The sequence below is a fragment of the Ruminococcus sp. AM43-6 genome, assembly GCF_003461785.1.
Classification (GTDB): domain Bacteria; phylum Bacillota; class Clostridia; order Oscillospirales; family Ruminococcaceae; genus Hominimerdicola; species Hominimerdicola aceti.
Genome location: NZ_QTXU01000003.1, coordinates 36402 through 59906, shown reverse-complemented (window position 1 = coordinate 59906; position 23505 = coordinate 36402). Strand labels below are relative to the sequence as shown.

The window sequence follows — 23505 nt, the reverse complement described above, 5'->3', positions numbered from 1 at the left end:
GGCTTTTTTCTATATAAACGAAACGTCCTGCAGTAAATGACAACGGGCTGCCCTGCGGACGCAGATCTTCGGCTGCGTCACCCACTGTCATACGATCACTGCAGACGCTCCGTTATCTCATTTTATGCCGACATGGTTTTTATGACACAAAAAAGCGTACCGAAAAATCGGTACGCTCAGTGTTTAAGTAAAAGCCGCCTTGCCGTCGCACAGCCGATAAACCCGCTATAAAAGCAGGGTGGGTAAAACAGCCTGAAAGCTTCACGCTCCCTTCGTCCGTTTACGAAACGGCAAATGCGGTTTCGTTCGGGAGGTCTGCAATCCCTTTCCAGAGTCTGAATCCCTTTTTAGAAGTGTTGGATTTATAATAACTGTGCTTGTTCGCACAAGGCAGGAAACTTTTTCTGTTATTTAGTATATCACAACATATCCATAATATCAATAGGTAATTTCAGCAAATCAAAGTACATAAAATTGTACATTTTACATATTGACAAGCCTATATGCTGAGATATTTTTCTTATGACAGGTGGTCGTGATCGTGACAACCGCAGCCACAGCCGCAATCATCGTCTTCGTCCTCATCGTCAAACTCGAACATTTCATCGATACGCTCCATGAACATCTGACCGATCTTCTCATACTCGTCATCATCTTCGATAGAAGCAAGTATCTCGTCATTGTTCTCGTCATACTCAGCCTTGAGTATCACAACGTCGCCTGAATCTTCAAGGGCTTCATCACCGTTCTCATAATAAGGAGTGAGAGCATAATACTTCTCGTCACCATATTCCATTGCGTCCAACAGCTCAAAAGTCTGCTTACTACCATTTTCGTCCTCCAGCTCGTAGAGGTCCGGCAGAAACTCGTTATCCATAATTATCCTCCTAACATGATCTTGTGCGGTATATCGGCACTTTCTGAGTGGGATATATCGAAAAAATCAGAACAGAAAGACTGTTTCTGACCACCGCAACACTTTAATTATACTACACTGCAAAATCAAAGTCAAGCGCATTTTGTAAAAGTAATATTAAATATAAAATATACAAAAAAGTTGAGAAAAACTATTGACAAGTGCTAAAAGATGTGGTATAGTATAGTCAAGGAAAAACAAAGAGCCAAACAAAAGCAGACAACAGGGTTCGCTGGAACGGTCAACGGTCTGACGATACAGTAACGATTTCAGAGGGCACGGCAAAGCGAAGTGAGGCGAGAGGTTTTCCTTATATATCACAGGCAGATCGGTGGACACAGCATATACCCGACACTAGGTACACTACAGTTCAGCAGGCGGGCAGGCTCATCGGATACCTAATAAGATATGAAAGGAGCGAGTCCAATGGACGCATCAGAGATCCAGGAGAGTATCCATAGGCTCGGCAATTTCTTAAAGTAAAAAAGGATCAAGACGCAGACGAATGAGCTGACAGGAATCCAGACATATATGATTTACACAAGAAGAAATTGCAGAGCCTCATGGATTAATCACAGCACAGAGTTACTGCAATTTAAGGATACTCTCAAATTTACAATTGAATATTTTGCAACTTTTATATAAGGAGTGATCGACATGATCGGTTACAGAAGGTTTGCAAATAAAATTTAGACAGGAGTGTTTCCAATGCACAATTTCAGCTTTTCAGAGGTAAAGAAATAAACTGAAAGAGTGATTCCAATGTAAAATTTAGCTTCTGAACATAAAAAGCTCACAGAGCTATAAAAATCAAATAAATTTCGAGGAGTGGTGCATATGAAAATGCACAAAAGGAACTTGAACATGAAATAGAATGGAGTGAGTCCGCCAAGAAATTTACGAGCTTAATGCTCTTACTGATTTGATTTACTAACTAAGATTTTTCTAAAGATCATATAATATACTGAAGGAGTGGTGCGTTATGAAAATGCACTCAAGGCTTTTGAACATCTGATATTTGGAGGTGAATCCGCCAGTTACTTCAGCAAGGCTTATCTGATATGGTAAGCGTAGGATCTTGAAATTATGCGAAAGGCGATAATTCCAATGGAAATGTAATAAATTTCATTGACAATAAAATTTCACGAAAGGTGTTAAGTCCGATGGCACGTTAAGTTTTATCCACTGAGGCATAACTTAATATTTTGAAAGGAAATAAATCCAATGGAAAGGTAATTTGCACTTAGAGATTATTTTTACCGAAAGGAAATAGATCCAATGGAATAGCTTATATTATGCGGACAGAATTTTACTGAAAGGCGTGAGTCCAAAGTACAATTTAGCATGAGTTTACGACTAGAATTTTCAGAAGGGCGTAATACCAATGGCATAATCAATATGAACGTACATGCTTAACTATGTGGTGTATTCAGATATCACATAGTTAAGTTTTTTTGTGTAAGGGGTGGGACGTCGAGGACGCCGTCCCCTACAAAGTATCAACGTATCAAGAATAAATAAAGCACCCTGCGGTCAATGCAGAGTGCTTTTATTTTATATCATATTTTCAAGGAAAGCCACTGTCTTTGGATCGTATGTAAGATCCTGTGCTTCCATATCCTCGTCAAGCTGCCACAGCTTTGTTACTGCGAAAACTGACGATACAAAAAACGGCTGGCTGTTCAGATAGCCGAGGGTTATCTTTGCCGGAGTGTCCCCCGTCTGCTCGCTGAGCTGTTTTACCTTTGCAAGTCTTGCAAGATTAGCAGGGCCTGCATACTGTCCCTCAGGGAGATTGTTTGCAGCGTCGCCCTTTGCAAGCTTTGCAAAAAAGCCCTTTGCCTGCGGGGAGAACGCCATAACAGGAAAATCATGCTTCTTGTACCAGCGGAACTCCTTTGTATCCATACAAACAAGAGTATTGTCACCGAAAGTTTCAACGCTCGAATGTGCAAGGCTGTAGTTTATCTGACTGATCCTGATAGGCTCCATGCCGTTTTCCTCTGCAAACTTATTTGCTTCCTCTATCCTCTGAGTTGTCCAGTTTGAAACGCCTATAAAATGTATTTTTCCGCTCTCATAGAAATCATTGAGAACTGGCATTATTTCTTCCACAGGTATCTTCGGGTCGTCACGATGAAGAAAATAAATATCCACATAGTCAACGCCCAGCACTTTCAGGCTTTCTTCAAGATCCTTTGTAAGCTCTTCCCTGCTAAGACGGCTTTTGTCCATATGACCCATTTCAGGGTGACCACCCTTTGTGGCGATACAAATTTTGTCACGATTATTTCTGGCTTTGAGCCATCTGCCTATTACGCCCTCGCTGGAATCGTGACCATTCCCCAGCCAGTCGCAGTAAACTCTTGCGGTATCGATACACCAGCCGCCAAGCTCTACATATTTGTCGAGAAACTCAAAATACACATCGTCACAATCGTTTCTCTCAAAACCTGCCGCACCAAAAGTCAGGGCAGGGACTTTCATTTCATATCTGTCGTTTTTCAACACATAGCTTATCATGTACTCTTCCCCCTTGGCATACAATTTCCTATACTATTTATCATCACTATGTCTAGCAATATATTATTATACCATATAAAAAGGACTTTTTCCACAGAATTTTGTTAAATTTTATTTTTTTCATAAAAACCCCTTGACAAGTCGGTAAACTTGATATATAATTGTAAAGGTTTATGACTTTACAGAAATCCATTGGGAGGTAAGCGGCATGAGTAAAAATTTGCAAAACAGCGTTTTGCTCGACTTGTATGGCTGCCTGCTCACTGATAAGCAAAACGAGATCATGGATCTTTATTACAATGACGATCTGTCGTTGGGAGAGATCGCCGCTCAGCTCGATATCTCAAGACAGGGCGTTCATGACGCTATAAAAAAATGTGAAACTGCAATGGCTGATTATGAAGAAAAGCTAGGTCTGCTAAAACAGCAGGAGGCTTATCTGGCAGAGCTTAAAGAGTTCAAGGCTCAGGCTATGGACGTTTTTAACGAATGTAAAAAAAAGAATTATGCGAGAGATATCGCCGAAAAGGTGATAGTGCTTCTTGAAAATCTCGATTCTAAGCTTGATGAATTTGACAACGCAGAATATACCGAAGAAGAATAGATATAAATAAAAAAATTATACGGAGGACAGCTTATGGCGTTTGAAGGACTTTCAGAAAAACTAAACGGCGTGTTCAAGCGTCTTAAATCAAGAGGTAAACTTAGCGAAGCCGATGTAAAAGAGGCAATGCGTGAAGTTAAAATGGCTCTGCTTGAGGCTGACGTTAGCTACAAGGTAGTAAAAGATTTTATTGCCAAGGTAACAGAGAGAAGCGTTGGCGAGGAAGTGCTAAAGAGCCTTACTCCTGGTCAACAGGTCATAAAGATAGTTAATGACGAGCTTATAAAGCTCATGGGCGAGGCTAACTCGAAGATAAACTTCCCTAACAAGCCGCCTTGCATCATAATGATGTGCGGTCTTCAGGGTTCAGGTAAAACAACACACGCTGCAAAGCTTGCGAAGATGTTCAAGAAAGAGGGCAAGCGTCCTCTGCTTATAGCAGCAGACGTTTACAGACCTGCGGCTATCGAACAGCTAAAGGTTGTGGGAGAGAGAGCCGAAGTCGCAGTATTTGAAATGGGTCAGATAGACCCACGAAAGATAGTAAAAGAGGGTATCAAGCACGCCAAGGATTACGGCAATGACCTTGTTATCATAGATACGGCAGGACGTCTTCACATTGATGAGGAGCTTATGAACGAGCTTAAGGACATCAAGAAGATCGCTGAGCCGAACGAGATAATGCTCGTTGTTGACGCTATGATCGGTCAGGACGCCGTTAAGGTGGCTTCAAGCTTTGACGAGGCTCTTGGCATCGACAGCGTCATCCTTACAAAGCTCGACTCTGACACAAGAGGCGGTGCGGCGCTTTCAGTGCTTGCTGTAACAGGTAAGCCTATCAAGTTCGTTGGTATGGGCGAAAAGCTTGACGAGTTTGAGGCTTTCCACCCTGAGAGAATGGCTTCAAGAATACTTGGCATGGGCGATATGCTCACACTTATCGAGAAAGCTACTCAGACAGTTGACGAAAAGGACGCCAAAAAGCTTGCAGAAAAAATGCAGGAAAAGGGCTTTGACCTTAACGACTTGCTGGAGCAGATGAAGCAGATACAGAAAATGGGCTCTATGAAGTCTATTATCAGAATGCTTCCAGGCGCAAACAAGGTAACAGACGAGCAGGTGGAGCAGGGCGAGGTTCAACTGAAAAAGACTGAGGCTATGATAAATTCAATGACAAGGGCTGAAAGAGAAAAGCCTGCGATCATTGACCCTAAGAGAAAAAGACGTATCGCTGCCGGAAGCGGCACGCAGGTATCTGACGTAAATCAGCTTCTTAAGCAGTTTGAACAGATGCAGAAAATGATGAAGCAGTTCGGTATTGGCGGAAATCTTCACGGAAAGAAATCCAGAAGAAACAGAGCGGCACTTCTCAAAGGACTTGGCGGCGGAATGCCACAATAATTGATAAGCTATCAGCAATCAAGTGATTGATTTGATATATGAAGTTTTTTATGGAGGTGAAAATACAATGGCAGTAAAGATCAGACTCAGAAGAATGGGTGCTAAGAAGGCTCCTTTCTACAGAATCGTAGTTGCTGATTCAAGATATCCAAGAGACGGACGTTTCATCGAAGAGCTGGGCTACTATGACCCAACTAAGGAACCTTCTGTACTCAAGGTTGACGACGAAAAGGCAAAGTCTTGGATCGCTAACGGTGCACAGCCAACTGATACAGTTAAGGCTCTTCTCAAGAAGAACGGCACTATCTAATAGCTGACAAGACAAATCAGACGGTGAGCTGCTTATCCCACCACTTCGCTTGCCGTTTTCGGCGGGGAAAACGCTTCCCTGCCGCATTTTCGTGGGAGAATGGAGATATTTTTATGAAAGAATTACTCGAAACTATAGTTTCTGAGCTTGTTGAAAACAAGGACGCTGTTGAGGTCGTTGTTGACGAGCCTAACGCAGAGGGTATCGTGGTTTATCATCTTCACGTTGCTCCGGACGATATGGGCAGAGTTATTGGCAAGCAGGGCAGGATCGCAAAGGCTATAAGAGTCGTAATGCGTGCCGGTGCTTCCCGTGTGGATCAGAAAATAATGGTAGAGATAGACTGATAGTTCAGTGAATAAATCATCACCCTGTACAGATAATAGTATGGGGTGATTTTTTTTGCGTATAAATAAAAAATACTTCAATGCGCTCACAGGTATAGCCGTGGGGATATGCAACGGATTTTTCGGTTCAGGCGGTGGAATGATAGCAGTGCCTATGCTTGAAAAAGGCGGCAGTGAGGCGAAAAAAGCTCATGCCACGTCCATTGCTATAACGCTTCCATTGTCTGTTATAAGCGGACTTGTATATTTCAAGGGCGGCAGCCTTGACATTTGGCAGGCTGCGAAATTCATACCCCTTGGTCTGGCAGGTGCAGCAGTGGGCGCAATGCTCATGAAAAAGCTTTCAAACAGCCTGCTAAAACGTATTTTCGGCGCACTTATGATAATTGCAGGCGTGAGGATATTTATGAAATAGGGTGATATTACGGCTTGGTATACAATATGTGCGGTGGCTTTTCTCACCGGTATCTTTGCCTCCATGGGTCTTGGGGGCGGAATGGTGCTTATAATTTATCTGACGGTCTTTGCAGGCTTTTCGCAACTAGCGGCGCAGGGGATAAACCTTGTGTTTTTTATCCCTATCGCAATAATAAGCCTTGTGCTTCACACGAAAAACAAGCTTGTGGAATGGAAAAAAGCCGTTCCCGCAGTTTTGTGGGGAACGGCTGCTGTTATTATATCAGCATGGCTTGCAAACAGGATAGAGCAAAGCCTGCTTTCAAAAGCTTTCGGTATTTTCCTTATCCTAATGGGACTGAAAGAGTTATTTTTCAAGAGTGAAAAGCACAAGTTCAAAAGGGTCTGAGAAACGCTGTGTCCAGCCGCTGTTGCCCACTCCTCTTGATACAACAAGGGTTGTATCGTTCACGCTGTAAGTGCCGTCGGTGTATTTGGGGAACAGACCCTGACCAGGTGCATAAAGACCATTCACAAAGGGTAGCCTTATAAGCCCGCCATGTGCGTGACCTGTGAAGTCTATGTCTATATGCGTTCCATACTGCACTGCGGTCTTGCTGAAATAGTTGCAATCCTCGGGATAGTGATTTAGCAGTATGACAAAATCCTCTGTGACCTGAGAAAAAGCCTCGCTGTCATTTTCCATATTGTCAAAGCCCAACAGGCTTATAGTATCACCATTTCGTGTGAGTGTGGTATGCTCGTTATAGAGGACGTTTACACCATAGCTTTCACAGCCTGCAACAAACTTTTCCCTTTCCACCTGAGAAAGATTGTATTCATGGTTGCCCATAACAAGATAGACAGGACATATCTCAGGGAGCTTTTTCATAAGCTCAAGGGAGCGGTCAACATCGGGAAATATCTGATCTACGCTGTCCCCTGTGACAAAGATATAGTCAGGCTCACAGTCTTTGACCTTTTCCGTCAGCCTATCTATATAGCCCTTGCCCCACTCGTTGTGGAAGTCAGATATCTGAACTATCTTACAGCCCTCGAAGCCCTCAGGCAAGTTGTCAAAATGCGCTGACAGCTTTTTGACCTCGATATAGGTATTAGACCACACAAAATCGGCTAATACCATTACCGCAAGCACTATTATCACTATGATGATATTTCTTTTCTGCTTTTTAGTCAGCCTGCTTTGCTTTTTTTCTTCTGTATTCAAGATAGCCCTCCAAAATTATCGTTGCGGCAACTGTATCTACAACAGCCTTTCTTGCCTTTCCCCTGACGTTTGTTTCGTTAAGGATATTGTGTGCTGTGACAGTTGTGGAACGCTCGTCCCACATTCTCACGGGCAGGTCTGTACGCTCTTTCAAAAGCTCAGCAAATGCCCTGCACTTCTCTGCTCTTGGACCTTCCGTGCCGTTCATGTTTATAGGCAGACCTACTATTATCTCACCTGCACCGTACTCAGCCGCTGTCTGAGCCGCCTTATCTGCGAGCCTTTCGGCGTTTCTCTCAGGAACAGTGCCGATAGGAGAAGCAAGAAACTCAGAGCGGTCGCTTATTGCAAAGCCTGTTCTTGCGTCACCATAATCTATTGCCATTATTTTCATTTCACACACCTCTACATCATGACTTTTCGTATCATTATATCATAATACTGTCTGTAAAGCAAGTCCTAAAGCAGAATTTAGGAAATTAAACTGCAAGGACGCAATGTGGAAAAGCTTTCTGCAGATCATTTTCTCAAAAAAGTAAAATAGTTCCTTAAATACTGTGATTATTTGTGCATTATGGTTATTGATTTTTATTTTTAATTATGTTATAATGCTTTATTATCAGAGGGTATGCACAAATATCAGGGTTAGGTTTTGTGCAAAATTATATTTTGTAAGAATTTGAAAGGAAAAAGAAAATGAAGAAATTTTTATCAGCAGCAATGTCTGCTATCATCGCCTGCGCTTCAATATTCTCATGCACACTGACAGCTTTTGCCGAAAACGCAGAAACAGAAGACGTTACTATCGACTGCTCTTCCGCAACGACTTGTAGCAATTGGGAACAGTCTATCACTGTCGATCAGGCAACTTTCAACGCAACAAGGCTTACAAAGGATTCAGAGATAATCGTCACATTCAAGAGCGAGGAAATAAACGAAAAGGCAGGAAACAAATACAATGCTGAGCTTATTTTCCAGAGCTGGGACAACACCACTACATCAGCCGCTCAGGACGGTGCGGTATGGGCAAAGATAGCACCTGTGAAGTTTGACGATTCATCAGCTACATATGATTTTGAATCTATCGCAACTGCATACGGCACGGACGATTTCAGTCAGGTATACAACATCATAATCGGCGCAACTGACAGGGCAAAGATAACAGTAACAGGCATAACGGTAACGAACTGCAAGACAAAGACTTATGCAGAAAAGGAAGAAAAAGACTCAAAGGGAACAAACCCTATTATCATAGTTATTGCGGTCATCGCAGGAATTGCTATCGCAGTTGTGGTAATTGTGATAATCATGAACAAGAAGTCAAGTGAAGCCTTTGACGTAAGCACCGGCAAGTTCGTTGACAAGAAAAATCTTTTTGATGAGCCTAAGAACGGTGAGGACGAGAAGAAATAAAAATAACGCTATCAGCAGGAGGACGAGCAGTTCGTTCTCCTGCTTTTTTTATACCAGAAATATTGACTTATAGACGGAGTTATGGTATTATATTAAAAGGTATATTTAATAATTGGAGGCTATATAAAATGTCAATATTTAAACTTGATCCAGCATTTAAGGACTACATCTGGGGCGGTACCAGACTTAGAGATGAGTACGGCAAAAAGTGCGATTATGATAAGGTCGCAGAGAGCTGGGAGCTTTCTTGTCATAAGGACGGTCCAAGCGTTGTGGCTGACGGCGAATACAAGGGTCTGACACTCAATGAGTATATCGAAAAGGCAGGCAAGGGCGTTCTTGGCAAGAACTGCGAAAGATTTGAGAACTTCCCTATCCTTATTAAGCTCATTGACGCTAAGGACAATCTTTCCGTACAGGTACACCCTGACAACGATTATGCAATGAGAGTTGAAGGCGAATACGGCAAGACCGAGATGTGGTATGTTGTTGACTGTGACGAGGGTGCTACTCTTCTCTACGGTTTCAAGCACGAGATAACAAAGGAAGAATTTGCAAGAAGGATCGCTGACAACACGCTTCTTGAAGTAACAAACGCTGTACCTGTTAAGAAGGGCGATGTTTTCTTCATCAAGTCAGGCACGCTCCATGCTATCGGCAAGGGTATCCTTATTGCTGAGATACAGCAGAACTCAAACACTACATACAGAATTTATGACTATGGCAGAGTTGGCAAGGACGGCAAGCCTAGAGAGCTTCACGTTGACAAGGCTCTTGACGTAACAAAGCTTGCTCCTGCTGAGCAGTATCCTGAGACACCTGTTGAGAAGAAGGACGGCTATGACATAAAGCTTCTTTCAAAATGCGAATACTTCACAACATACAGAGTGAACGTTGAAACAAAGGCTGAGCTTGACGCTGACGAAAACAGTTTCAACAGTATTCTCGTTCTCGAGGGCGAGCCTGTTATCAGCGGTGGCGAAACTGTTTCTGCAAAGAAGGGCGAAAGCGTATTCATTTCAGCAGGCACAGGCAAGTATACTGTTGAGGGCAAATGCACATTCGTGCTTACAAAGATAGACTAAGGTGAGATAAATGCTTAAACTTGACCTAAAAAAAGAGATAGGTGAGCTTGGCGCACTTGTGATCGCTTTTATTATCGGATTTGTTGCAAGCTCATTTTGGATAGGTCTTATCAGCTTTGTGGTGCTGGAGCTTGTGTATCTTCTGGTATATGACGCCATAGCAAAAAAGGCTGAAGCCCAAAAGCCAAAAGAGGAAAAGGAAGAGATAAACTTTCACGAATATGACGATGACACTGAGAGCGATAACGCTCAGTAAGCTCAGAAAATAAAAGGGAGAAATTATTATGAAGTATTACATTGGTATTGATCTTGGCGGCACTAACATCAAAGCAGGTGTTGTAAATGAAGAATTTGAGATAATCGCAAAGGCTACCTGCAAGACCAATCTGCCAAGACCTGCGGAGGAGATCTGCGAGGATATGGCTAAGGTCGCTTTGGAAGCTGTAAAGAACGCAGGGCTGGAGATAGAGCAGATAGAGTCTGTAGGTATCGGCACACCTGGCACTGCAAATTCTGACACTGGCGTTATTGAGTATTCAAACAACCTTGGTTTCCTTAACTTCCACGTTGTTGACCTTATGAAGAAGTTTATCGACAAGCCTTGCTATGTTGAGAACGACGCTAACGCTGCGGCATACGGCGAGTATGTTGCAGGTGCAGCAAAGGGTGCGAACGACGCTGTTTGTATCACTCTGGGCACAGGCGTTGGCGGAGGAATAATCATTAACGGAAAGATATATTCAGGCTTCAACTTTGCAGGTGCTGAGATAGGTCACACTGTTATCGACCCTAACGGTCCGCAGTGTACTTGCGGCAGACACGGCTGCTTTGAGGTATTCTCTTCTGCAACAGGTCTTGTAAGAATGACAAAAGAGGCTATGTTCGAGGACAAGGACTCTATCATGTGGAAAATGAACGAAGAGGACGGCAAAGTTTCTGCAAGAACTGCGTTCAACGCTATGAGAGCAGGCGATAAGGCAGGCAAGGAAGTTGTTGACAAATACATAAAGTATCTTGCTTGCGGAATCACAAACACAATAAACATCTTCCAGCCTGATATACTCTGTATCGGCGGCGGCGTATGCAACGAAGGTGACCCTCTGCTTTTGCCGCTGAAAGAGCTTGTGGCTAAGGAAATTTACACAAAGAATTCAGCAAAGAACACTGAGATAGTTATTGCAAAGCTCGGAAATGACGCAGGCATAATCGGTGCGGCATTCCTTGGACTTTCACACAAGAAATAAATAACAAAAAAGAAAAGGGGCAACTACAATGGGATTATTTGATAAGCTTTTAAAGGGTGCGGTTGACGCAATAGACAACGCTGCAGCAAAAAGCGGCAACGGCCCGACAGGGCTTAAAGACCTGTTTGATCAGGCTATGGACAAGAAAAACGAAGCTATAAATGGCACTTCAAGCTCCACGGCTTCAAGCAAACCAAGCACTGCCACTTCAAGCACAAGTTCAAGCAAGAGAAGCAATTGTGCTTATACAAGACCGACATATACCACACCGCAGGAAGTTCTTGACACAGCAAGTATTCCTGCAAAGCCGTCAAGAGAAATAACCTATGAAATTTTCGACGGCAAAGACGCAGAAATAAGGGTGAAAGTATCATTTGACCTGAGCGGTGATTTCATCGAAACAGAATGTGACTTTGATTATGGCGCAATGTATCTGCCAAACTGTGATGATGATTTTGATGACAATTACTCTGACAGCAATACACCTTATTTTGAAATGGTAAGTGCGCCTGATGACGAGATATACTATATGATAGATAAATGTCGAAATGGCGGCACGCCTGACAATGCAATGATGTTCCTGCGTGTTGATGATATGGGACCTAGGATACAGTTCAAAGCCAAGGTGAAAAACAGGTTTGGCAAGATAGAGTATTTTTATAACTGTCAATTCCATGATGAGTTCAACCCCCAAAGCTACATCGGCGTATGTTACAATGCTGATGTTGTTGGTACTCCACTTGAGAAAAAGCTTATGGCTGCTGTTGACGAAGCGGCACGCACATTCCGCAGAGAAGTAGTTAAAATAGAGGACAGACCATTCCGCTAAGGAGGACAAAACGAAATGAAGTTCAGTATAATAGGTTTTATACCTACTTTGCTTTTGCTGATACCTGTGATAGCAGCCTGTTTCAAGACACCTGCCGACAAGCCTGAGCTTGAGGACGAGAACATTATCGTTTTCATTGCAAAGTGTGTGGGCAGATTTGGCTGCATAGGCTATATGTGCCTTGCTATCGGAGATTACAAGGTAGGCTTTTCAAGCAAGCTGCTTTTCATAATATGGGCTGTTGTTGCACTGCTCGTTATCGCACTTTATTGGGTGCTTTGGATAAGGCATTATAAAAAAGGCAATCATTTTGAAGATATTTACGGCACTGGGATCCCGCTTTTCATTATCCCTGCGGCATTCGTGCTTGTGACAGGTATCTTCTCAATGAATTTTATGCTTATCATATTCTCAGTGCTGGATATCGTTTGCGAATACTGCTCTGCATACGGTGTAAGAAAGCGTCTGCACCCTGCAAAGACAGAGGAAAGCTCAGACGAGGCTGAAACAAAAGAAAATGAGGACGGAGAATAATACCGCTCTCAGTAATATATTTTTCAAAAGAGGTAATAAAAAATGGCGTGTAATTATTTTTGTGACGGAGTAGACAAAGCTCCACAGAGATCACTTTTCAATGCTCTTGGCATGACAAAGGAAGAAATGGACAGACCTCTCGTTGGTATCGTATCTTCATATAATGAGATAGTTCCTGGTCACATGAACATTGATAAGATAGTTGAAGCTGTTAAAATGGGCGTTGCAATGGCAGGCGGAACACCTGTTGTATTCCCTGCTATCGCTGTTTGCGACGGTATCGCTATGGGTCACATGGGAATGAAATATTCTCTCGTTACCCGTGACCTTATCGCAGACTCAACAGAGTGCATGGCTTTGGCTCATCACTTTGACGCTCTTGTTATGATACCAAACTGCGACAAGAACGTTCCTGGTCTGCTCATGGCAGCCGCAAGAGTAAACGTTCCTACTATTTTCGTATCAGGCGGTCCAATGCTGGCTGGTCACGTTAAGGGCAAGAAAACTTCCCTTTCAAGTATGTTCGAGGCTGTTGGTACTTACAACGCAGGCAAGTTCACACTTGACGACGTTGAGGAATTTGAGAATAAAGCCTGTCCGACTTGCGGAAGCTGTTCAGGTATGTACACTGCAAACTCTATGAACTGCCTTACAGAAGTTCTCGGCATGGGTCTTAGAGGAAACGGCACTATCCCTGCTGTATATTCTGAAAGACTCAAGCTTGCAAAGCACGCAGGTATGCAGGTAATGGAGCTTTACAAGAAGAACATCAGACCAAGAGATATCATGACAAAGGACGCTTTCATCAACGCTATCACAGCTGATATGGCGCTTGGCTGTTCAACAAACTCAATGCTTCACCTCCCTGCTATCGCTCACGAGTGCGGAGTAGAGCTTGACCTTGACTTTGTAAACGAGATATCAAAGAGAACGCCAAACCTCTGTCACCTTGCTCCTGCCGGTCACACATACATGGAAGACCTCAACGAAGCAGGCGGAGTTTACGCAGTTCTTGGCGAGCTTAACAAGAAACACCTTATCAACACAGACTGCATGACTTGCACAGGCAAGACAGTAGGCGAGAACATCAGCGGCGTTGTAAACAAGAACCCTGAGCTTATCAGACCAATAGACAACCCATATTCTCAGACAGGCGGAATCGCAGTTCTCAGAGGAAACCTTGCTCCTGACACCTGCGTTGTTAAGCGTTCAGCTGTTGCGCCTGAAATGCTGGCTCATGAAGGTCCTGCAAGAGTATTCGACTGCGAGGAGGACGCTATCGCTGCTATCAGAGGCGGCAAGATAGTTGAGGGCGACGTTGTCGTTATCCGTTATGAGGGACCAAAGGGCGGTCCTGGAATGAGAGAGATGCTCAATCCTACATCTGCTATCGCAGGCATGGGTCTTGGCTCAACTGTTGCACTTATCACTGACGGACGTTTCAGCGGCGCTTCAAGAGGTGCTTCTATCGGTCACGTTTCACCTGAGGCAGCCGTAGGCGGTCCTATCGCACTTGTTGAAGAAGGAGATATGATAGCAATAGATATTGACAACTGCTCTATCACACTTAAAGTATCTGACGAGGAGCTTGCTGAAAGAAGAAAGAACTGGAAGCCAAGACAGCCAAAGGTAACAACAGGCTATCTTGCAAGATACGCTTCACTTGTAACTTCTGCAAACAGAGGTGCTATACTTCAGATAAAGGACTAATATCCGATACAAAATAATAAGGGAGAAAGGCGGAATAATATGAAAAAAATCATTTCAGGCTTGCTTGGAATACTTTTTGTAGTTCTTGTAGTAGTAGGTGTTTTCATCTGCACATATGTATTCAATCAGCCGTCAAGATCAGGCGATTCAAGAGAGCTTATCTCTGGAACATGGACAGATAAGGACGCAAACATTACTTTTGAATTCTCTGACGAGGGCGATTTCACTATCACTCGCGCTGATGACAGCTCAGTTGTCGCAAAGGGCTGGTTTAAAATTCAGGAGGACGGGGGAAGCGGAAAGATACAGCTTCTTGTAAATCCGTCTGACAGAGATACAACTGTTGATATCGGTCTGAGAATGAAGTTCTTCTCGACTATTTCCTACAAAAACCTTTCTGTACCGTCTGAGGACGAGGGCGACAAGGTCGCTACCTGCAAGTTCATCTTCCAGAACTCTGACGGAGTTTACTCTTGCGAGAGAAAAGACTCTGACGGCTCATTCTACGACGGCAAATAACGAATTTTCAAGGGCTACGGCTGAACGATATGTTTAGCCGCAGCTTTTGTGCAGTAAAGACTTGATTAAGATAAAAAAGGAGTAAAAATGGAGCTACTGATCAAAAATATCCGTGCCTGCGACCCGCAGACAGGGCTCGACGGTATAACGGACATAGGCATTGACGGAGGAAAGATAGTCAACCTTGGAAAAACTGACGAGCATGCTCAGAGAGTTATCGACGCAAAGGGCAAGCTTTGTGCATTGCCTGGGCTTTTCGATATGCACGTTCACTTTCGTGACCCAGGTCTTACCTACAAGGAGGACATCATCACAGGTGCGAACGCCGCAAAGGCTGGCGGTTTCACGGGCGTCGCTTGTATGCCGAACACAAAGCCTCCTATCGACTCCCCTGAGGGTGTGAAATACGTTTTTGAAAAGGCAAAGAAAACAGGTATCGACGTTTTCCCTATTGCCTGCGTTACAAAGGGCATGAAAGGTCAGGAGCTTTGCGACTATGACGCACTCAAAGCCGCAGGAGTTACCGCCATTTCAGATGACGGCAGACCTGTTGAGAACGCTGAGCTTATGCGTCAGGCTATTGAAAAAACTAATGAAAATGGTCTTATCGTGACTTCTCACTGCGAGGACTTGAAGATAATAAACGGTGGTATCATCAACAAGGGCGAGATATCCGAAAAGCTTGGAGTAAAGGGCATGGACAGAGCCTCTGAAGACTATATCACAGCCCGTGAGATATGCCTTGCAATGAGCTGCAATGCGAGAGTTCACATATGCCACGTTTCCACAAAAGGCTCTGTGAACATCATAAGAGCGGCGAAAAAGGACGGCGTTAAGGTCACCTGCGAAACTGCGCCGCACTATTTCACATTCACAGACGAAAAGCTTTTAGCCCGTGACGCAGATTTCAGAATGTCGCCTCCACTTAGAACTGAGGAGGACAGGGCGGCTGTTGAGGAAGCTGTTCTTGACGGCACTATCGACTGCATCATCACCGACCACGCTCCACACTCCGCAGAAGAAAAGGCTGACTTTGAGAAAGCTCCAAACGGTGTTGTGGGACTTGAAACTTCCCTTGCAGCTACGCTTACAATACTTTACCACAGCGGCAAGTGCGGTCTTGACAAGATAGCAGAGATAATGTCGGTAAATCCGAGAAAGATAATGGGGCTTGAGCCTATCAAGATAGCAGTGGGCGAAAGATGCGACCTTTGTATCTTTGACCCTGACTATGAATGGGAAGTTATCCCTGCCGAGCTTAATTCAAAGAGCAAAAACAGCGTGTTCAAAGGCACAAGGCTCAAAGGCAAGGTAATGTACACAATATGCAGAGGAAAGCTCGTTTTTGAGCTTTAATATAAAAATATCCGAAAGGAAGATAAAAATGGCATTTGACAGACTTATTGAAAATATCGTAAAGACACAGAACCCGTCAGTAGTGGGGCTTGACCCAAAGCTTGACTATGTTCCTGAATACATCAAGGAAAAGAAGTTCAAGAAATACGGCAAGACGCTCAAGGGTGCGGCAAAGGCTATATGGGAGTTCAACAAGACTATAATCGACGAGATACACGATATCTGCCCTGCTATCAAGCCACAGGCTGCATACTATGAAATGTATGGCTACGAGGGTGTAAAGACCCTTTACAAGACTATACAGTATGCAAAGGAAAAAGGTATGTTCGTCATGACAGACGGCAAGAGAAACGATATCGGCGCAACTATGGAAGCTTACGCAACCGCACATCTTGGTCTTACTGACGTTGGCGGTGAGCTTGTGGAGGCTTTCGGAGCAGACGCTCTCACTGTAAACGGCTATCTCGGCTCAGACGGTATAAACCCGCTTCTTGACCAGTGCAGAAAATATGACAAGGGCATTTTCGTTCTTGTAAAGACATCAAACAAGTCAAGCGGTGAGCTTCAGGATCTTATGATAGGCAACAAGACAGTTTATGCCACAATGGGCTCAATGTGCGAGCTGTGGGGCAAGGACGTTACGGGCAAGTATGGCTACAGCGGTGTTGGCGCAGTTGTGGGTGCAACTTATCCTGAGCAGCTTGCTGAAATGAGAAAGGCTCTGCCGCACACATTCTTCCTTGTACCAGGCTACGGCGCACAGGGCGGCGGTGCTGAGGGCGTATCAAAGGCATTTGACGATCACGGACTTGGTGCTATAGTGAACTCCTCCCGTGGCGTAATGTGTGCTTACAAGAAAGAGGATAACTGTGACGAGCATGATTTTGCAAAGGCTGCAAGACGTGAAGTTATCAGAATGAAAGAGGATATAATCTCATATCTGCCAAAGATCACACTTGAATAAACACTAAAGGAGTGACTGAGTATGACAGCAAAGGGCGTTATATTGTTTACAGCGACGGTGGGAGCATTGCTTTTATGCTCCTGCGCAAAGAACGAGGATACAAGCTCTTTGACGGAAAGTCAGCAGGAGCAAAGCGATTTTCCAAGATGTATCGTAGGCGAGTGGAAATGCCGTGAAACGCCCCTTGACAACAGCGAGCTTTATTCGGGCTATCTCAGCCTTATTATCCGTTCAGACGGCAACTATCTCATGTATGACGCAGAAGCAGGCAATCCCTGCTTAAAAGGCACTATCGAAATGGACGGCGACGATCTTGATCTTATCTTTGTTGATGACAGCGGAGTGGATTTTGCGCCGCCTGCCGGTTGGGAGAATATGTCCAAAAGGCAGGAGATAGGCTATTTTGCTGACTCTTACACGCTAAAGCTTACTTATACTGATAATGATAACTCGGTCACTCTCGTTTTTGATGCGGTGAACGCTCCGAATGAGGTAAAGAACTAAGTACAGGGAGGATTTTTAATGTACAAGCAGGGTAAATACCCAATAGTTTCAAAAAAGACCCTTGCAAAAGGAATTTTTGACATTGAGATATACTGTCCGCACATCGCAAAGGCGGCAAAGGCAGGACAGTTCGCACAGGTGCAGGCAGAGGGCTTTTTCCTCCGCAGACCTATCTCTATTTGCGATATCGACAAGGACAAGGGTACTATCCGCCTTGTTTTTGAGGTAAGAGGTCACGGCACTGACAAGATAAGCGAGCTTAACAAGGGCGACCTTGTTGACATTATCGCACCGCTGGGTAACGGCTTCAAGGTGCTTGAAAAGGGCAAAAAAGCTGTCTGTATCGGCGGCGGCATAGGCACACCTCCAATGGTGGGCATTGCAAAGGAATACGGCGAGAACGCCACTGTTATAAGCGGTTTCAGAAACGCTGCGGCTGTTATTTTGCAGGAGGACTTCAAGGCCATGGGCTGTGACGTTCAGCTTTGCACTGACGACGGCTCAGCAGGAAGAAAGGGCTTTGTTACTGACGCACTTATTGATGTGCTTAAAAGCGAAAAGCCTGATATCGTTTATGCCTGCGGTCCAATGATAATGCTCAAAAATATCACGAAGATATGTGAGGAAAACGGCATTTACTGTCAGGTATCTCTTGAACAGAGAATGGCTTGCGGCGTGGGTGCGTGTCTTGTATGCGTATGCCGCACTGTCAAGGACGGTCAGGAGTTCAATTCTCACGTTTGCAAGGACGGTCCTGTATTCGACAGCGAGGAGGTAGTGTTTGATGAATAGGATAAATGTGAATTTCTGCGGAGTTGAGTTCAAAAACCCTGTTATCCCTGCAAGCGGCACATTCGGCTACGGCAGAGAGTACGAGCAGTTCTATCCCCTTTCAAAGCTGGGCGGAATATCCGTAAAAGGCACTACGCTTCACCGCCGTGAGGGCAATCCAGGTCCTAGAGTTGCGGAAACTCCAAGCGGTATGCTCAATTCTGTTGGACTTCAAAACGGCGGCGTTGACAAGTTCATAAACTACGAGCTTCCAAACCTTGTAACAAAAGACACAAGGATAATAGCCAACATTGCAGGTTCTACTATTGAAGAATGTGCAGAGCTTGCAGAAAAGCTCAACGGCACGGCTGTTGACATGATAGAGCTTAACATATCCTGCCCGAACGTAAAACAGGGCGGAGCGGCTTTCGGCACTGACTGCAACGTTGCAGGTGCGGTCACAAAGGCTGTAAAGGACGTTACGGAAAAGCCTCTTATGGTAAAGCTTTCGCCGAACGTTACGAACATTGTGGACATTGCAAAGTCTGTTGAGGCAAACGGTGCGGACGCTGTTTCCCTTATAAACACGCTTCTCGGTATGCGTATCGACATAAAAACACGCCGTCCTATACTGAAAAACAACGTGGGCGGACTTTCAGGTCCTGCGGTGTTCCCTGTTGCCGTAAGAATGGTATGGCAGGTGGCAAACGCTGTTAAAATACCTGTTATGGGCATGGGCGGTATCGCCACATGGGAAGACGCCATTGAAATGATGATGGCAGGCGCAGGAGCTGTTCAGGTAGGTGCGGCAATATTTGCTGACCCTTATGCACCTGTGAAGATAGCCGAGGGTATGCAGAAATTCTGCGAAGACAACGGTATAAACAACATCTCTGAGATAGTCGGCACTGTTAAGCCTTGGTAACAACATAGTAAAATATCCGTCTTTTTACAGGGCGGATATTTTTATGGTGTTTTTTCTTACGAATTTCTTAAATCCATTGAAAACAGCTTGCAAAAATGCTATAATTTAAGTCGTCAGGAAAGGCTGACAGAGAAAGGGGAAAGATATGTTTCTTAGAGTACTTTGCGTGATAACATCTGCACTTACAGTTCTTACCACGCTTTCAATGACATCATGCGGAGCAGACAACGCCATTTCGTCTGAGGCTTCCGAAAGTGCTGTTACATCTACAGCAGACAGCGGTAAAACTGCAAAGGATATCCTTTCGGCAATAGAGGGCGACCACATGGACGCTTCGACTTTTTACGGTGAGGACAGCTTCACAAAGAATACCGAAAAGCTTTATGGTATAGAAGCTGACAAGCTCAGCGATGGAGGAATACTTTACTCCTCTGACGGCAATTATGCTGACGAGATATCTATGCTCAAAATGGCTGACGGAAGCAGTGCAAAAAGCCAGCTTGCAGACAGGCTGAGCTACAGACTTAATCAGTATGAAAACTACAAGCCTGAAGAAACAAAGAAAATACAGGCGGCAAAGATATTTCAGGCCGGAGATTACTGTGTGCTTGTTATCTCTGACAATGCTGACGAGATATCTGATGAGATAACAGACATGATAAATTAAAAAACGGAGGAAAGAAAATGACAACAGCGAAAAAAATACTTACCCTTGCACTTTGTCTGACCAGCCTTACAGCGGGTATGACAGGCTGTGCTAAAGATAAAAGCAGTTCTGATACTAAAATTGCTAAAAGCACATCATCACAATCAGAAAGCAGCGACAGCGAGAAGATAAAAGAACTTAACGACAAGCTTGAAAAGCTGGAAAACACGCTTTCTAACATTCTTGGGGAGGATATATTTGATCCCTCAGACGGTGACGGCAACGTAAACGGTGAGATACACCCTATCTATGATGATACAGCAGTGGTTGAAGCTTACAAGTCGGGTGACGATTCAAAGCTCACTGACGATAAGGACAAATACATACTCAAAGAGCTAAAAAAGGCTGTGGGCGAGATAATCAAAGACGGCATGAGCGAATATGACAAGGAAAAGGCTGTTTATGATTATGTGTTCTCTCAGACGCACTTTAATGACGATTCTCTTGTGGCGATATCTGATGAAAGTGAAGATGACGAGTCATACAATCCTTACGGATTTTTCCATGACCACTCTACTATCTGTGTTGGAAACGCAACAACAATAAAGCTGTTTTTTGATGTTCTGGGTATCGACAGCAAGATAATACACTCAACAGAAAACGGCGAACACGCTTGGAACGTTGTGAAGATAGACGGCAAATGGTATCACCTTGATGTGACATTTGACGGCGGCAACGAAGCTCCTGACTACGCATATTTCAACGTACCTGACACTGCAAAGGACGACGGCTCTTATCCTTGGAACAAAGAGGACTTCCCTGAATGCACTGCCACTGACGATTGCTACATATGCAAGAATGCCAAGAAGCTTGACAGCGTTTATGATATACCTCAACGCATAAAGAAAGCAATGTCAGATAAAGGAAAAACTGTATATATGTCACTGGACGTGCCGGAGGGTGCAGGCAGCACTGCTGTTGCGGAGCAGGTCACAAACATAATATCAAACTTTTACATTGACGATTACAACGTCTCTTCCACACCTGTTATTGACGCAGGGGACAAGGTTTGCTTTGGAATTTCTTTAAACTCGGCAGACGATGACGATTCAGATAATTCTTATGACACAGACAATGCACTTGGCATTGATTACGACAAGCTTTCAAAGGCATTCTCAGATGCTCTCGGAATAGATTATGAGTATGAGCCTGATTATTCTGATAATAACATAATGGGTTAAAGATTATAAGGGGATTCTTTAATAAAAGCCGCAGGGCATACAGTTTTTACGCTGTATACCCTGCGGCTTTTTATATCGGATTTGATCGAAGAAAGCTTGCCCTTTGGGTCACACGTCAGCTTGCCTGACTGTCTGCCCTTTTCCGATTTTGTATGTTTGAGAAATTAGTTCTCGAAAAGTGCTGTTGAAAGATATCTCTCACCTGTATCAGGGAGAAGTGCAACGATAGTCTTGCCCTTGTTCTCAGGTCTCTTTGAAAGTATCTCAGCGGCTTTAAGTGCTGCACCTGAGGAGATACCAACGAGGATACCCTCTGTTTTAGCGAACTTGTTTCCTGTCTTGAAAGCGTCCTCATTCTCGATAGGAAGGATCTCGTCATAAACCTTTGTATCAAGGACATCAGGAACGAAGCCTGCACCGATACCCTGAATTTTGTGTGGACCTGATTTGCCCTGTGAAAGAACAGGTGAAGTTGCAGGCTCTACTGCTACGATCTTAACGTCAGGGTTCTTTGATTTGAGATACTGACCAACACCTGTTACTGTTCCGCCTGTGCCAACGCCTGCAATAAAGATGTCTACCTTGCCGTCTGTATCTTCCCAGATCTCAGGACCTGTTGTTGCAAAGTGAGCGGCTGGGTTTGCAGGGTTTACGAACTGACCGAGGATAACAGAGTTCTCGATCTCGCCCTTAAGCTCGTCAGCCTTCTTGATAGCACCTGTCATGCCCTTTGCGCCTTCTGTGAGAACTATCTGTGCTCCATATGCTTTAAGAAGATTTCTTCTTTCGATACTCATTGTTTCAGGCATTGTAAGAATTACCTTGTAGCCCTTTGATACGCCCACAGCCGCAAGACCGATACCTGTGTTTCCTGATGTAGGCTCTATGATAGTTGCGCCTTTCTTGAGAACGCCCTTCTTCTCAGCTTCCTCGATCATTGCAAGTGCAACTCTGTCCTTAACGCTTCCTGCCGGGTTGAAATATTCAAGCTTTGCAAGGATAGTTGCGTCAGCCTCTACTGCCTTTTCAAAATTAACTGCTTCGATTATTGGAGTTTTTCCGATAAGCTCCGAAACGCCCTTATAGATCTTTGACATTTTAATCTACCTCCGATATGAAAATTATTTTATGCGGTTTTCTGTACCGCTTATGTTTGCTATGGTTATACTATATCACTTTATTCCTACTATGTCAATAGGATTAATATGCTTTCTGTGTTTTATACAACAAAATCAGCTTATTGCAAGCTTCAATTTGTACATTATGACCTATAATCATACTCAGTAATGCAATATGGCTTATTATTTTCATCACAAAGCTCCACAAATTTTCTGCCCTCATCGGTATAAACAAGAGCCTTTATGACTTTACCACGCTTCAAGGGATTTTTATATTCCACACGGATACGCTTCACAGCAGACTCGTTTTCCACAAACTCGTCTGTTATGTCAAGATATCTCGCATTATTGACGTGTTCGTTCATGTCGATATAGCATTTCAGCACCGGGATATCCTCATACACCTGTGGCTCAGTATCAGGTAGGGCTATCTTTCTTGGAAGATACTCCATATCAAGCTTTGGATAGAGCTTCACCCTATCAACAAGCTCCTGTGGAACTTTTATAGGCCGCTGAGAGGTTTTGTCCATGAAAGCGCCAGAAGCTATAGACTTCACGCAGATATCACCGTTTTCGTCATATATAACTGTGTTTCTGTAGCCATACATTCTTTTAAGCTCATATGTCCATGTTTTGACGGTGAGCTTTTCGTTTTGCTCAGGTCTGCGGACGATATCAAGCTGTCTTGACACAAGAAACATCACGCAGTTTTCTTTCTCAAAAAAAGGCGACATAACAGGGTGAGTGTCAAGGTGGATAACAGAGCAATCCTGCAAAAGGTCAACAAGGCAGCTATTTCTTATTATGCCATGCGAACCTATCTGGCTGCAATTTACAGTGCGTTTCATTTCATACATATTGCTTTCCTCCATTCTGCTATATGATAATTATACAACTTATTGTCGCTTTTTTCAACAGCGA

At 44.0% G+C, this 23505-nt stretch carries 27 protein-coding genes; 21 read left to right on the top strand and 6 right to left on the bottom strand.

All coding sequences use genetic code 11. From position 1 onward, the window contains the following. Positions 1-520: 520 nt before the first annotated feature. Positions 521-877, bottom strand: coding sequence for a DUF1292 domain-containing protein (locus tag DW938_RS03565; RefSeq protein ID WP_118123912.1), 357 nt, complete (start codon positions 875-877; stop codon positions 521-523). Between the two features lie 1593 nt (positions 878-2470). After that, positions 2471-3439, bottom strand: coding sequence for an aldo/keto reductase (locus DW938_RS03560; protein WP_118123911.1), 969 nt, complete (start codon positions 3437-3439; stop codon positions 2471-2473). Positions 3440-3647: 208 nt separating this feature from the next. On the opposite strand from DW938_RS03560, the gene ylxM reads away from it, so the two are divergent. From ylxM to DW938_RS03530, 6 genes are all read left to right on the top strand, one after another. Then, the gene (gene ylxM / locus DW938_RS03555; protein ID WP_022286621.1) at positions 3648-4043 is read left to right on the top strand and encodes a YlxM family DNA-binding protein; all 396 of its coding nucleotides are present in this window, start codon (positions 3648-3650) and stop codon (positions 4041-4043) included. A gap of 33 nt (positions 4044-4076) precedes the next feature. Continuing rightward, entirely contained in the window at positions 4077-5444 is a 1368-nt protein-coding gene (ffh, locus tag DW938_RS03550) for a signal recognition particle protein (RefSeq protein ID WP_022286622.1), read from the top strand. A 67-nt stretch (positions 5445-5511) separates the two neighbouring features. Continuing rightward, on the top strand, positions 5512-5754 hold the full coding sequence (gene rpsP / locus DW938_RS03545; protein ID WP_022286623.1) for a 30S ribosomal protein S16: 243 nt from the start codon (positions 5512-5514) through the stop codon (positions 5752-5754). 113 nt (positions 5755-5867) lie between these two features. Continuing rightward, positions 5868-6101 carry a KH domain-containing protein gene (locus DW938_RS03540; RefSeq protein ID WP_022286624.1) on the top strand — a complete coding sequence of 78 codons (234 nt, stop codon included), beginning with the start codon at positions 5868-5870 and terminating at the stop codon, positions 6099-6101. A gap of 55 nt (positions 6102-6156) precedes the next feature. After that, positions 6157-6516: a sulfite exporter TauE/SafE family protein gene (locus DW938_RS03535; RefSeq protein ID WP_242992356.1), complete on the top strand. Its 360-nt coding sequence runs from the start codon at positions 6157-6159 to the stop codon at positions 6514-6516. A gap of 81 nt (positions 6517-6597) precedes the next feature. Next, positions 6598-6906, top strand: coding sequence for a sulfite exporter TauE/SafE family protein (locus DW938_RS03530; RefSeq protein WP_242992354.1), 309 nt, complete (start codon positions 6598-6600; stop codon positions 6904-6906). Here the strand turns inward: DW938_RS03530 and DW938_RS03525 are convergent. Both DW938_RS03525 and ruvX read right to left on the bottom strand, forming a co-directional pair. Continuing rightward, the gene (locus DW938_RS03525) at positions 6865-7725 is read right to left on the bottom strand and encodes a metallophosphoesterase (protein ID WP_118123910.1); all 861 of its coding nucleotides are present in this window, start codon (positions 7723-7725) and stop codon (positions 6865-6867) included. The genes DW938_RS03530 and DW938_RS03525 overlap by 42 nt on opposite strands. Beyond that, entirely contained in the window at positions 7688-8119 is a 432-nt protein-coding gene (gene ruvX, locus DW938_RS03520; RefSeq protein WP_022286628.1) for a Holliday junction resolvase RuvX, read from the bottom strand. Before ruvX ends, DW938_RS03525 begins: the two co-directional genes overlap by 38 nt. A gap of 302 nt (positions 8120-8421) precedes the next feature. Between ruvX and DW938_RS03515 the strand changes: the two genes are divergently transcribed. The 15 genes from DW938_RS03515 (at position 8422) to DW938_RS03445 (ending at position 21466) form a co-directional block, all read left to right on the top strand. Next, positions 8422-9138, top strand: coding sequence for a hypothetical protein (locus tag DW938_RS03515; protein WP_118123909.1), 717 nt, complete (start codon positions 8422-8424; stop codon positions 9136-9138). A 128-nt stretch (positions 9139-9266) separates the two neighbouring features. Next, positions 9267-10223, top strand: a complete 957-nt coding sequence (locus DW938_RS03510; RefSeq protein WP_117858431.1) for a type I phosphomannose isomerase catalytic subunit — start codon at positions 9267-9269, stop codon at positions 10221-10223. A 10-nt stretch (positions 10224-10233) separates the two neighbouring features. Next, positions 10234-10479 (top strand): hypothetical protein, encoded by a 246-nt coding sequence (locus DW938_RS03505; RefSeq protein WP_117858428.1) that lies wholly within the window; start codon positions 10234-10236, stop codon positions 10477-10479. 28 nt (positions 10480-10507) lie between these two features. Continuing rightward, positions 10508-11467 carry an ROK family glucokinase gene (locus DW938_RS03500; RefSeq protein WP_022286632.1) on the top strand — a complete coding sequence of 320 codons (960 nt, stop codon included), beginning with the start codon at positions 10508-10510 and terminating at the stop codon, positions 11465-11467. A 28-nt stretch (positions 11468-11495) separates the two neighbouring features. After that, positions 11496-12296, top strand: a complete 801-nt coding sequence (locus DW938_RS03495) for a hypothetical protein (RefSeq protein ID WP_118123908.1) — start codon at positions 11496-11498, stop codon at positions 12294-12296. 15 nt (positions 12297-12311) lie between these two features. Continuing rightward, a complete protein-coding gene (locus tag DW938_RS03490) occupies positions 12312-12830 on the top strand; it encodes a hypothetical protein (RefSeq protein WP_117876841.1) in 519 nt (172 codons plus the stop codon). Between the two features lie 42 nt (positions 12831-12872). Beyond that, a complete protein-coding gene (gene ilvD, locus DW938_RS03485; protein WP_117876839.1) occupies positions 12873-14540 on the top strand; it encodes a dihydroxy-acid dehydratase in 1668 nt (555 codons plus the stop codon). Between the two features lie 39 nt (positions 14541-14579). Beyond that, positions 14580-15059 carry a hypothetical protein gene (locus tag DW938_RS03480; protein WP_117876837.1) on the top strand — a complete coding sequence of 160 codons (480 nt, stop codon included), beginning with the start codon at positions 14580-14582 and terminating at the stop codon, positions 15057-15059. 87 nt (positions 15060-15146) lie between these two features. Beyond that, positions 15147-16415 (top strand): dihydroorotase, encoded by a 1269-nt coding sequence (locus tag DW938_RS03475; RefSeq protein ID WP_118123907.1) that lies wholly within the window; start codon positions 15147-15149, stop codon positions 16413-16415. A 28-nt stretch (positions 16416-16443) separates the two neighbouring features. Continuing rightward, positions 16444-17379 (top strand): orotidine-5'-phosphate decarboxylase, encoded by a 936-nt coding sequence (gene pyrF, locus DW938_RS03470; RefSeq protein ID WP_118123961.1) that lies wholly within the window; start codon positions 16444-16446, stop codon positions 17377-17379. A 21-nt stretch (positions 17380-17400) separates the two neighbouring features. Next, positions 17401-17883 (top strand): hypothetical protein, encoded by a 483-nt coding sequence (locus DW938_RS03465; protein WP_117896421.1) that lies wholly within the window; start codon positions 17401-17403, stop codon positions 17881-17883. Between the two features lie 18 nt (positions 17884-17901). Then, entirely contained in the window at positions 17902-18675 is a 774-nt protein-coding gene (locus DW938_RS03460) for a dihydroorotate dehydrogenase electron transfer subunit (protein ID WP_118123906.1), read from the top strand. After that, entirely contained in the window at positions 18668-19579 is a 912-nt protein-coding gene (locus DW938_RS03455; protein ID WP_118123905.1) for a dihydroorotate dehydrogenase, read from the top strand. The genes DW938_RS03460 and DW938_RS03455 overlap by 8 nt, the downstream gene beginning before the upstream one ends. A gap of 145 nt (positions 19580-19724) precedes the next feature. After that, positions 19725-20246 (top strand): DUF4358 domain-containing protein, encoded by a 522-nt coding sequence (locus tag DW938_RS03450; protein WP_118123904.1) that lies wholly within the window; start codon positions 19725-19727, stop codon positions 20244-20246. Between the two features lie 17 nt (positions 20247-20263). Further along, positions 20264-21466, top strand: coding sequence for a transglutaminase domain-containing protein (locus DW938_RS03445; RefSeq protein WP_118123903.1), 1203 nt, complete (start codon positions 20264-20266; stop codon positions 21464-21466). A 164-nt stretch (positions 21467-21630) separates the two neighbouring features. Here DW938_RS03445 and cysK read toward each other — a convergent pair whose 3' ends face one another. Both cysK and DW938_RS03435 read right to left on the bottom strand, forming a co-directional pair. Next, positions 21631-22563: a cysteine synthase A gene (cysK, locus tag DW938_RS03440; RefSeq protein WP_022286644.1), complete on the bottom strand. Its 933-nt coding sequence runs from the start codon at positions 22561-22563 to the stop codon at positions 21631-21633. 164 nt (positions 22564-22727) lie between these two features. Then, entirely contained in the window at positions 22728-23441 is a 714-nt protein-coding gene (locus DW938_RS03435; RefSeq protein WP_118123902.1) for an acyl-ACP thioesterase domain-containing protein, read from the bottom strand. Between the last annotated feature and the right edge of the window lie 64 nt (positions 23442-23505).

What these genes read in the sequence shown, in the direction of transcription:
- DW938_RS03480 (WP_117876837.1), top strand. Translation starts at nt 14,580, where the DNA reads ATGAAAAAAATCATTTCAGGCTTGCTTGGAATACTTTTTGTAGTTCTT.
- DW938_RS03465 (WP_117896421.1), top strand. Translation starts at nt 17,401, where the DNA reads ATGACAGCAAAGGGCGTTATATTGTTTACAGCGACGGTGGGAGCATTG.
- DW938_RS03460 (WP_118123906.1), top strand. Translation starts at nt 17,902, where the DNA reads ATGTACAAGCAGGGTAAATACCCAATAGTTTCAAAAAAGACCCTTGCA.
- rpsP (WP_022286623.1), top strand. Translation starts at nt 5,512, where the DNA reads ATGGCAGTAAAGATCAGACTCAGAAGAATGGGTGCTAAGAAGGCTCCT.
- pyrF (WP_118123961.1), top strand. Translation starts at nt 16,444, where the DNA reads ATGGCATTTGACAGACTTATTGAAAATATCGTAAAGACACAGAACCCG.
- DW938_RS03455 (WP_118123905.1), top strand. Translation starts at nt 18,668, where the DNA reads ATGAATAGGATAAATGTGAATTTCTGCGGAGTTGAGTTCAAAAACCCT.
- DW938_RS03475 (WP_118123907.1), top strand. Translation starts at nt 15,147, where the DNA reads ATGGAGCTACTGATCAAAAATATCCGTGCCTGCGACCCGCAGACAGGG.
- DW938_RS03530 (WP_242992354.1), top strand. Translation starts at nt 6,598, where the DNA reads ATGGTGCTTATAATTTATCTGACGGTCTTTGCAGGCTTTTCGCAACTA.
- DW938_RS03445 (WP_118123903.1), top strand. Translation starts at nt 20,264, where the DNA reads ATGACAACAGCGAAAAAAATACTTACCCTTGCACTTTGTCTGACCAGC.
- ffh (WP_022286622.1), top strand. Translation starts at nt 4,077, where the DNA reads ATGGCGTTTGAAGGACTTTCAGAAAAACTAAACGGCGTGTTCAAGCGT.
- DW938_RS03435 (WP_118123902.1), bottom strand. Translation starts at nt 23,441, where the DNA reads ATGTATGAAATGAAACGCACTGTAAATTGCAGCCAGATAGGTTCGCAT.
- DW938_RS03540 (WP_022286624.1), top strand. Translation starts at nt 5,868, where the DNA reads ATGAAAGAATTACTCGAAACTATAGTTTCTGAGCTTGTTGAAAACAAG.
- DW938_RS03510 (WP_117858431.1), top strand. Translation starts at nt 9,267, where the DNA reads ATGTCAATATTTAAACTTGATCCAGCATTTAAGGACTACATCTGGGGC.
- DW938_RS03560 (WP_118123911.1), bottom strand. Translation starts at nt 3,439, where the DNA reads ATGATAAGCTATGTGTTGAAAAACGACAGATATGAAATGAAAGTCCCT.
- DW938_RS03505 (WP_117858428.1), top strand. Translation starts at nt 10,234, where the DNA reads ATGCTTAAACTTGACCTAAAAAAAGAGATAGGTGAGCTTGGCGCACTT.
- ilvD (WP_117876839.1), top strand. Translation starts at nt 12,873, where the DNA reads ATGGCGTGTAATTATTTTTGTGACGGAGTAGACAAAGCTCCACAGAGA.
- DW938_RS03450 (WP_118123904.1), top strand. Translation starts at nt 19,725, where the DNA reads ATGTTTCTTAGAGTACTTTGCGTGATAACATCTGCACTTACAGTTCTT.
- DW938_RS03500 (WP_022286632.1), top strand. Translation starts at nt 10,508, where the DNA reads ATGAAGTATTACATTGGTATTGATCTTGGCGGCACTAACATCAAAGCA.
- DW938_RS03490 (WP_117876841.1), top strand. Translation starts at nt 12,312, where the DNA reads ATGAAGTTCAGTATAATAGGTTTTATACCTACTTTGCTTTTGCTGATA.
- ruvX (WP_022286628.1), bottom strand. Translation starts at nt 8,119, where the DNA reads ATGAAAATAATGGCAATAGATTATGGTGACGCAAGAACAGGCTTTGCA.
- DW938_RS03515 (WP_118123909.1), top strand. Translation starts at nt 8,422, where the DNA reads ATGAAGAAATTTTTATCAGCAGCAATGTCTGCTATCATCGCCTGCGCT.
- ylxM (WP_022286621.1), top strand. Translation starts at nt 3,648, where the DNA reads ATGAGTAAAAATTTGCAAAACAGCGTTTTGCTCGACTTGTATGGCTGC.
- cysK (WP_022286644.1), bottom strand. Translation starts at nt 22,563, where the DNA reads ATGTCAAAGATCTATAAGGGCGTTTCGGAGCTTATCGGAAAAACTCCA.
- DW938_RS03565 (WP_118123912.1), bottom strand. Translation starts at nt 877, where the DNA reads ATGGATAACGAGTTTCTGCCGGACCTCTACGAGCTGGAGGACGAAAAT.
- DW938_RS03495 (WP_118123908.1), top strand. Translation starts at nt 11,496, where the DNA reads ATGGGATTATTTGATAAGCTTTTAAAGGGTGCGGTTGACGCAATAGAC.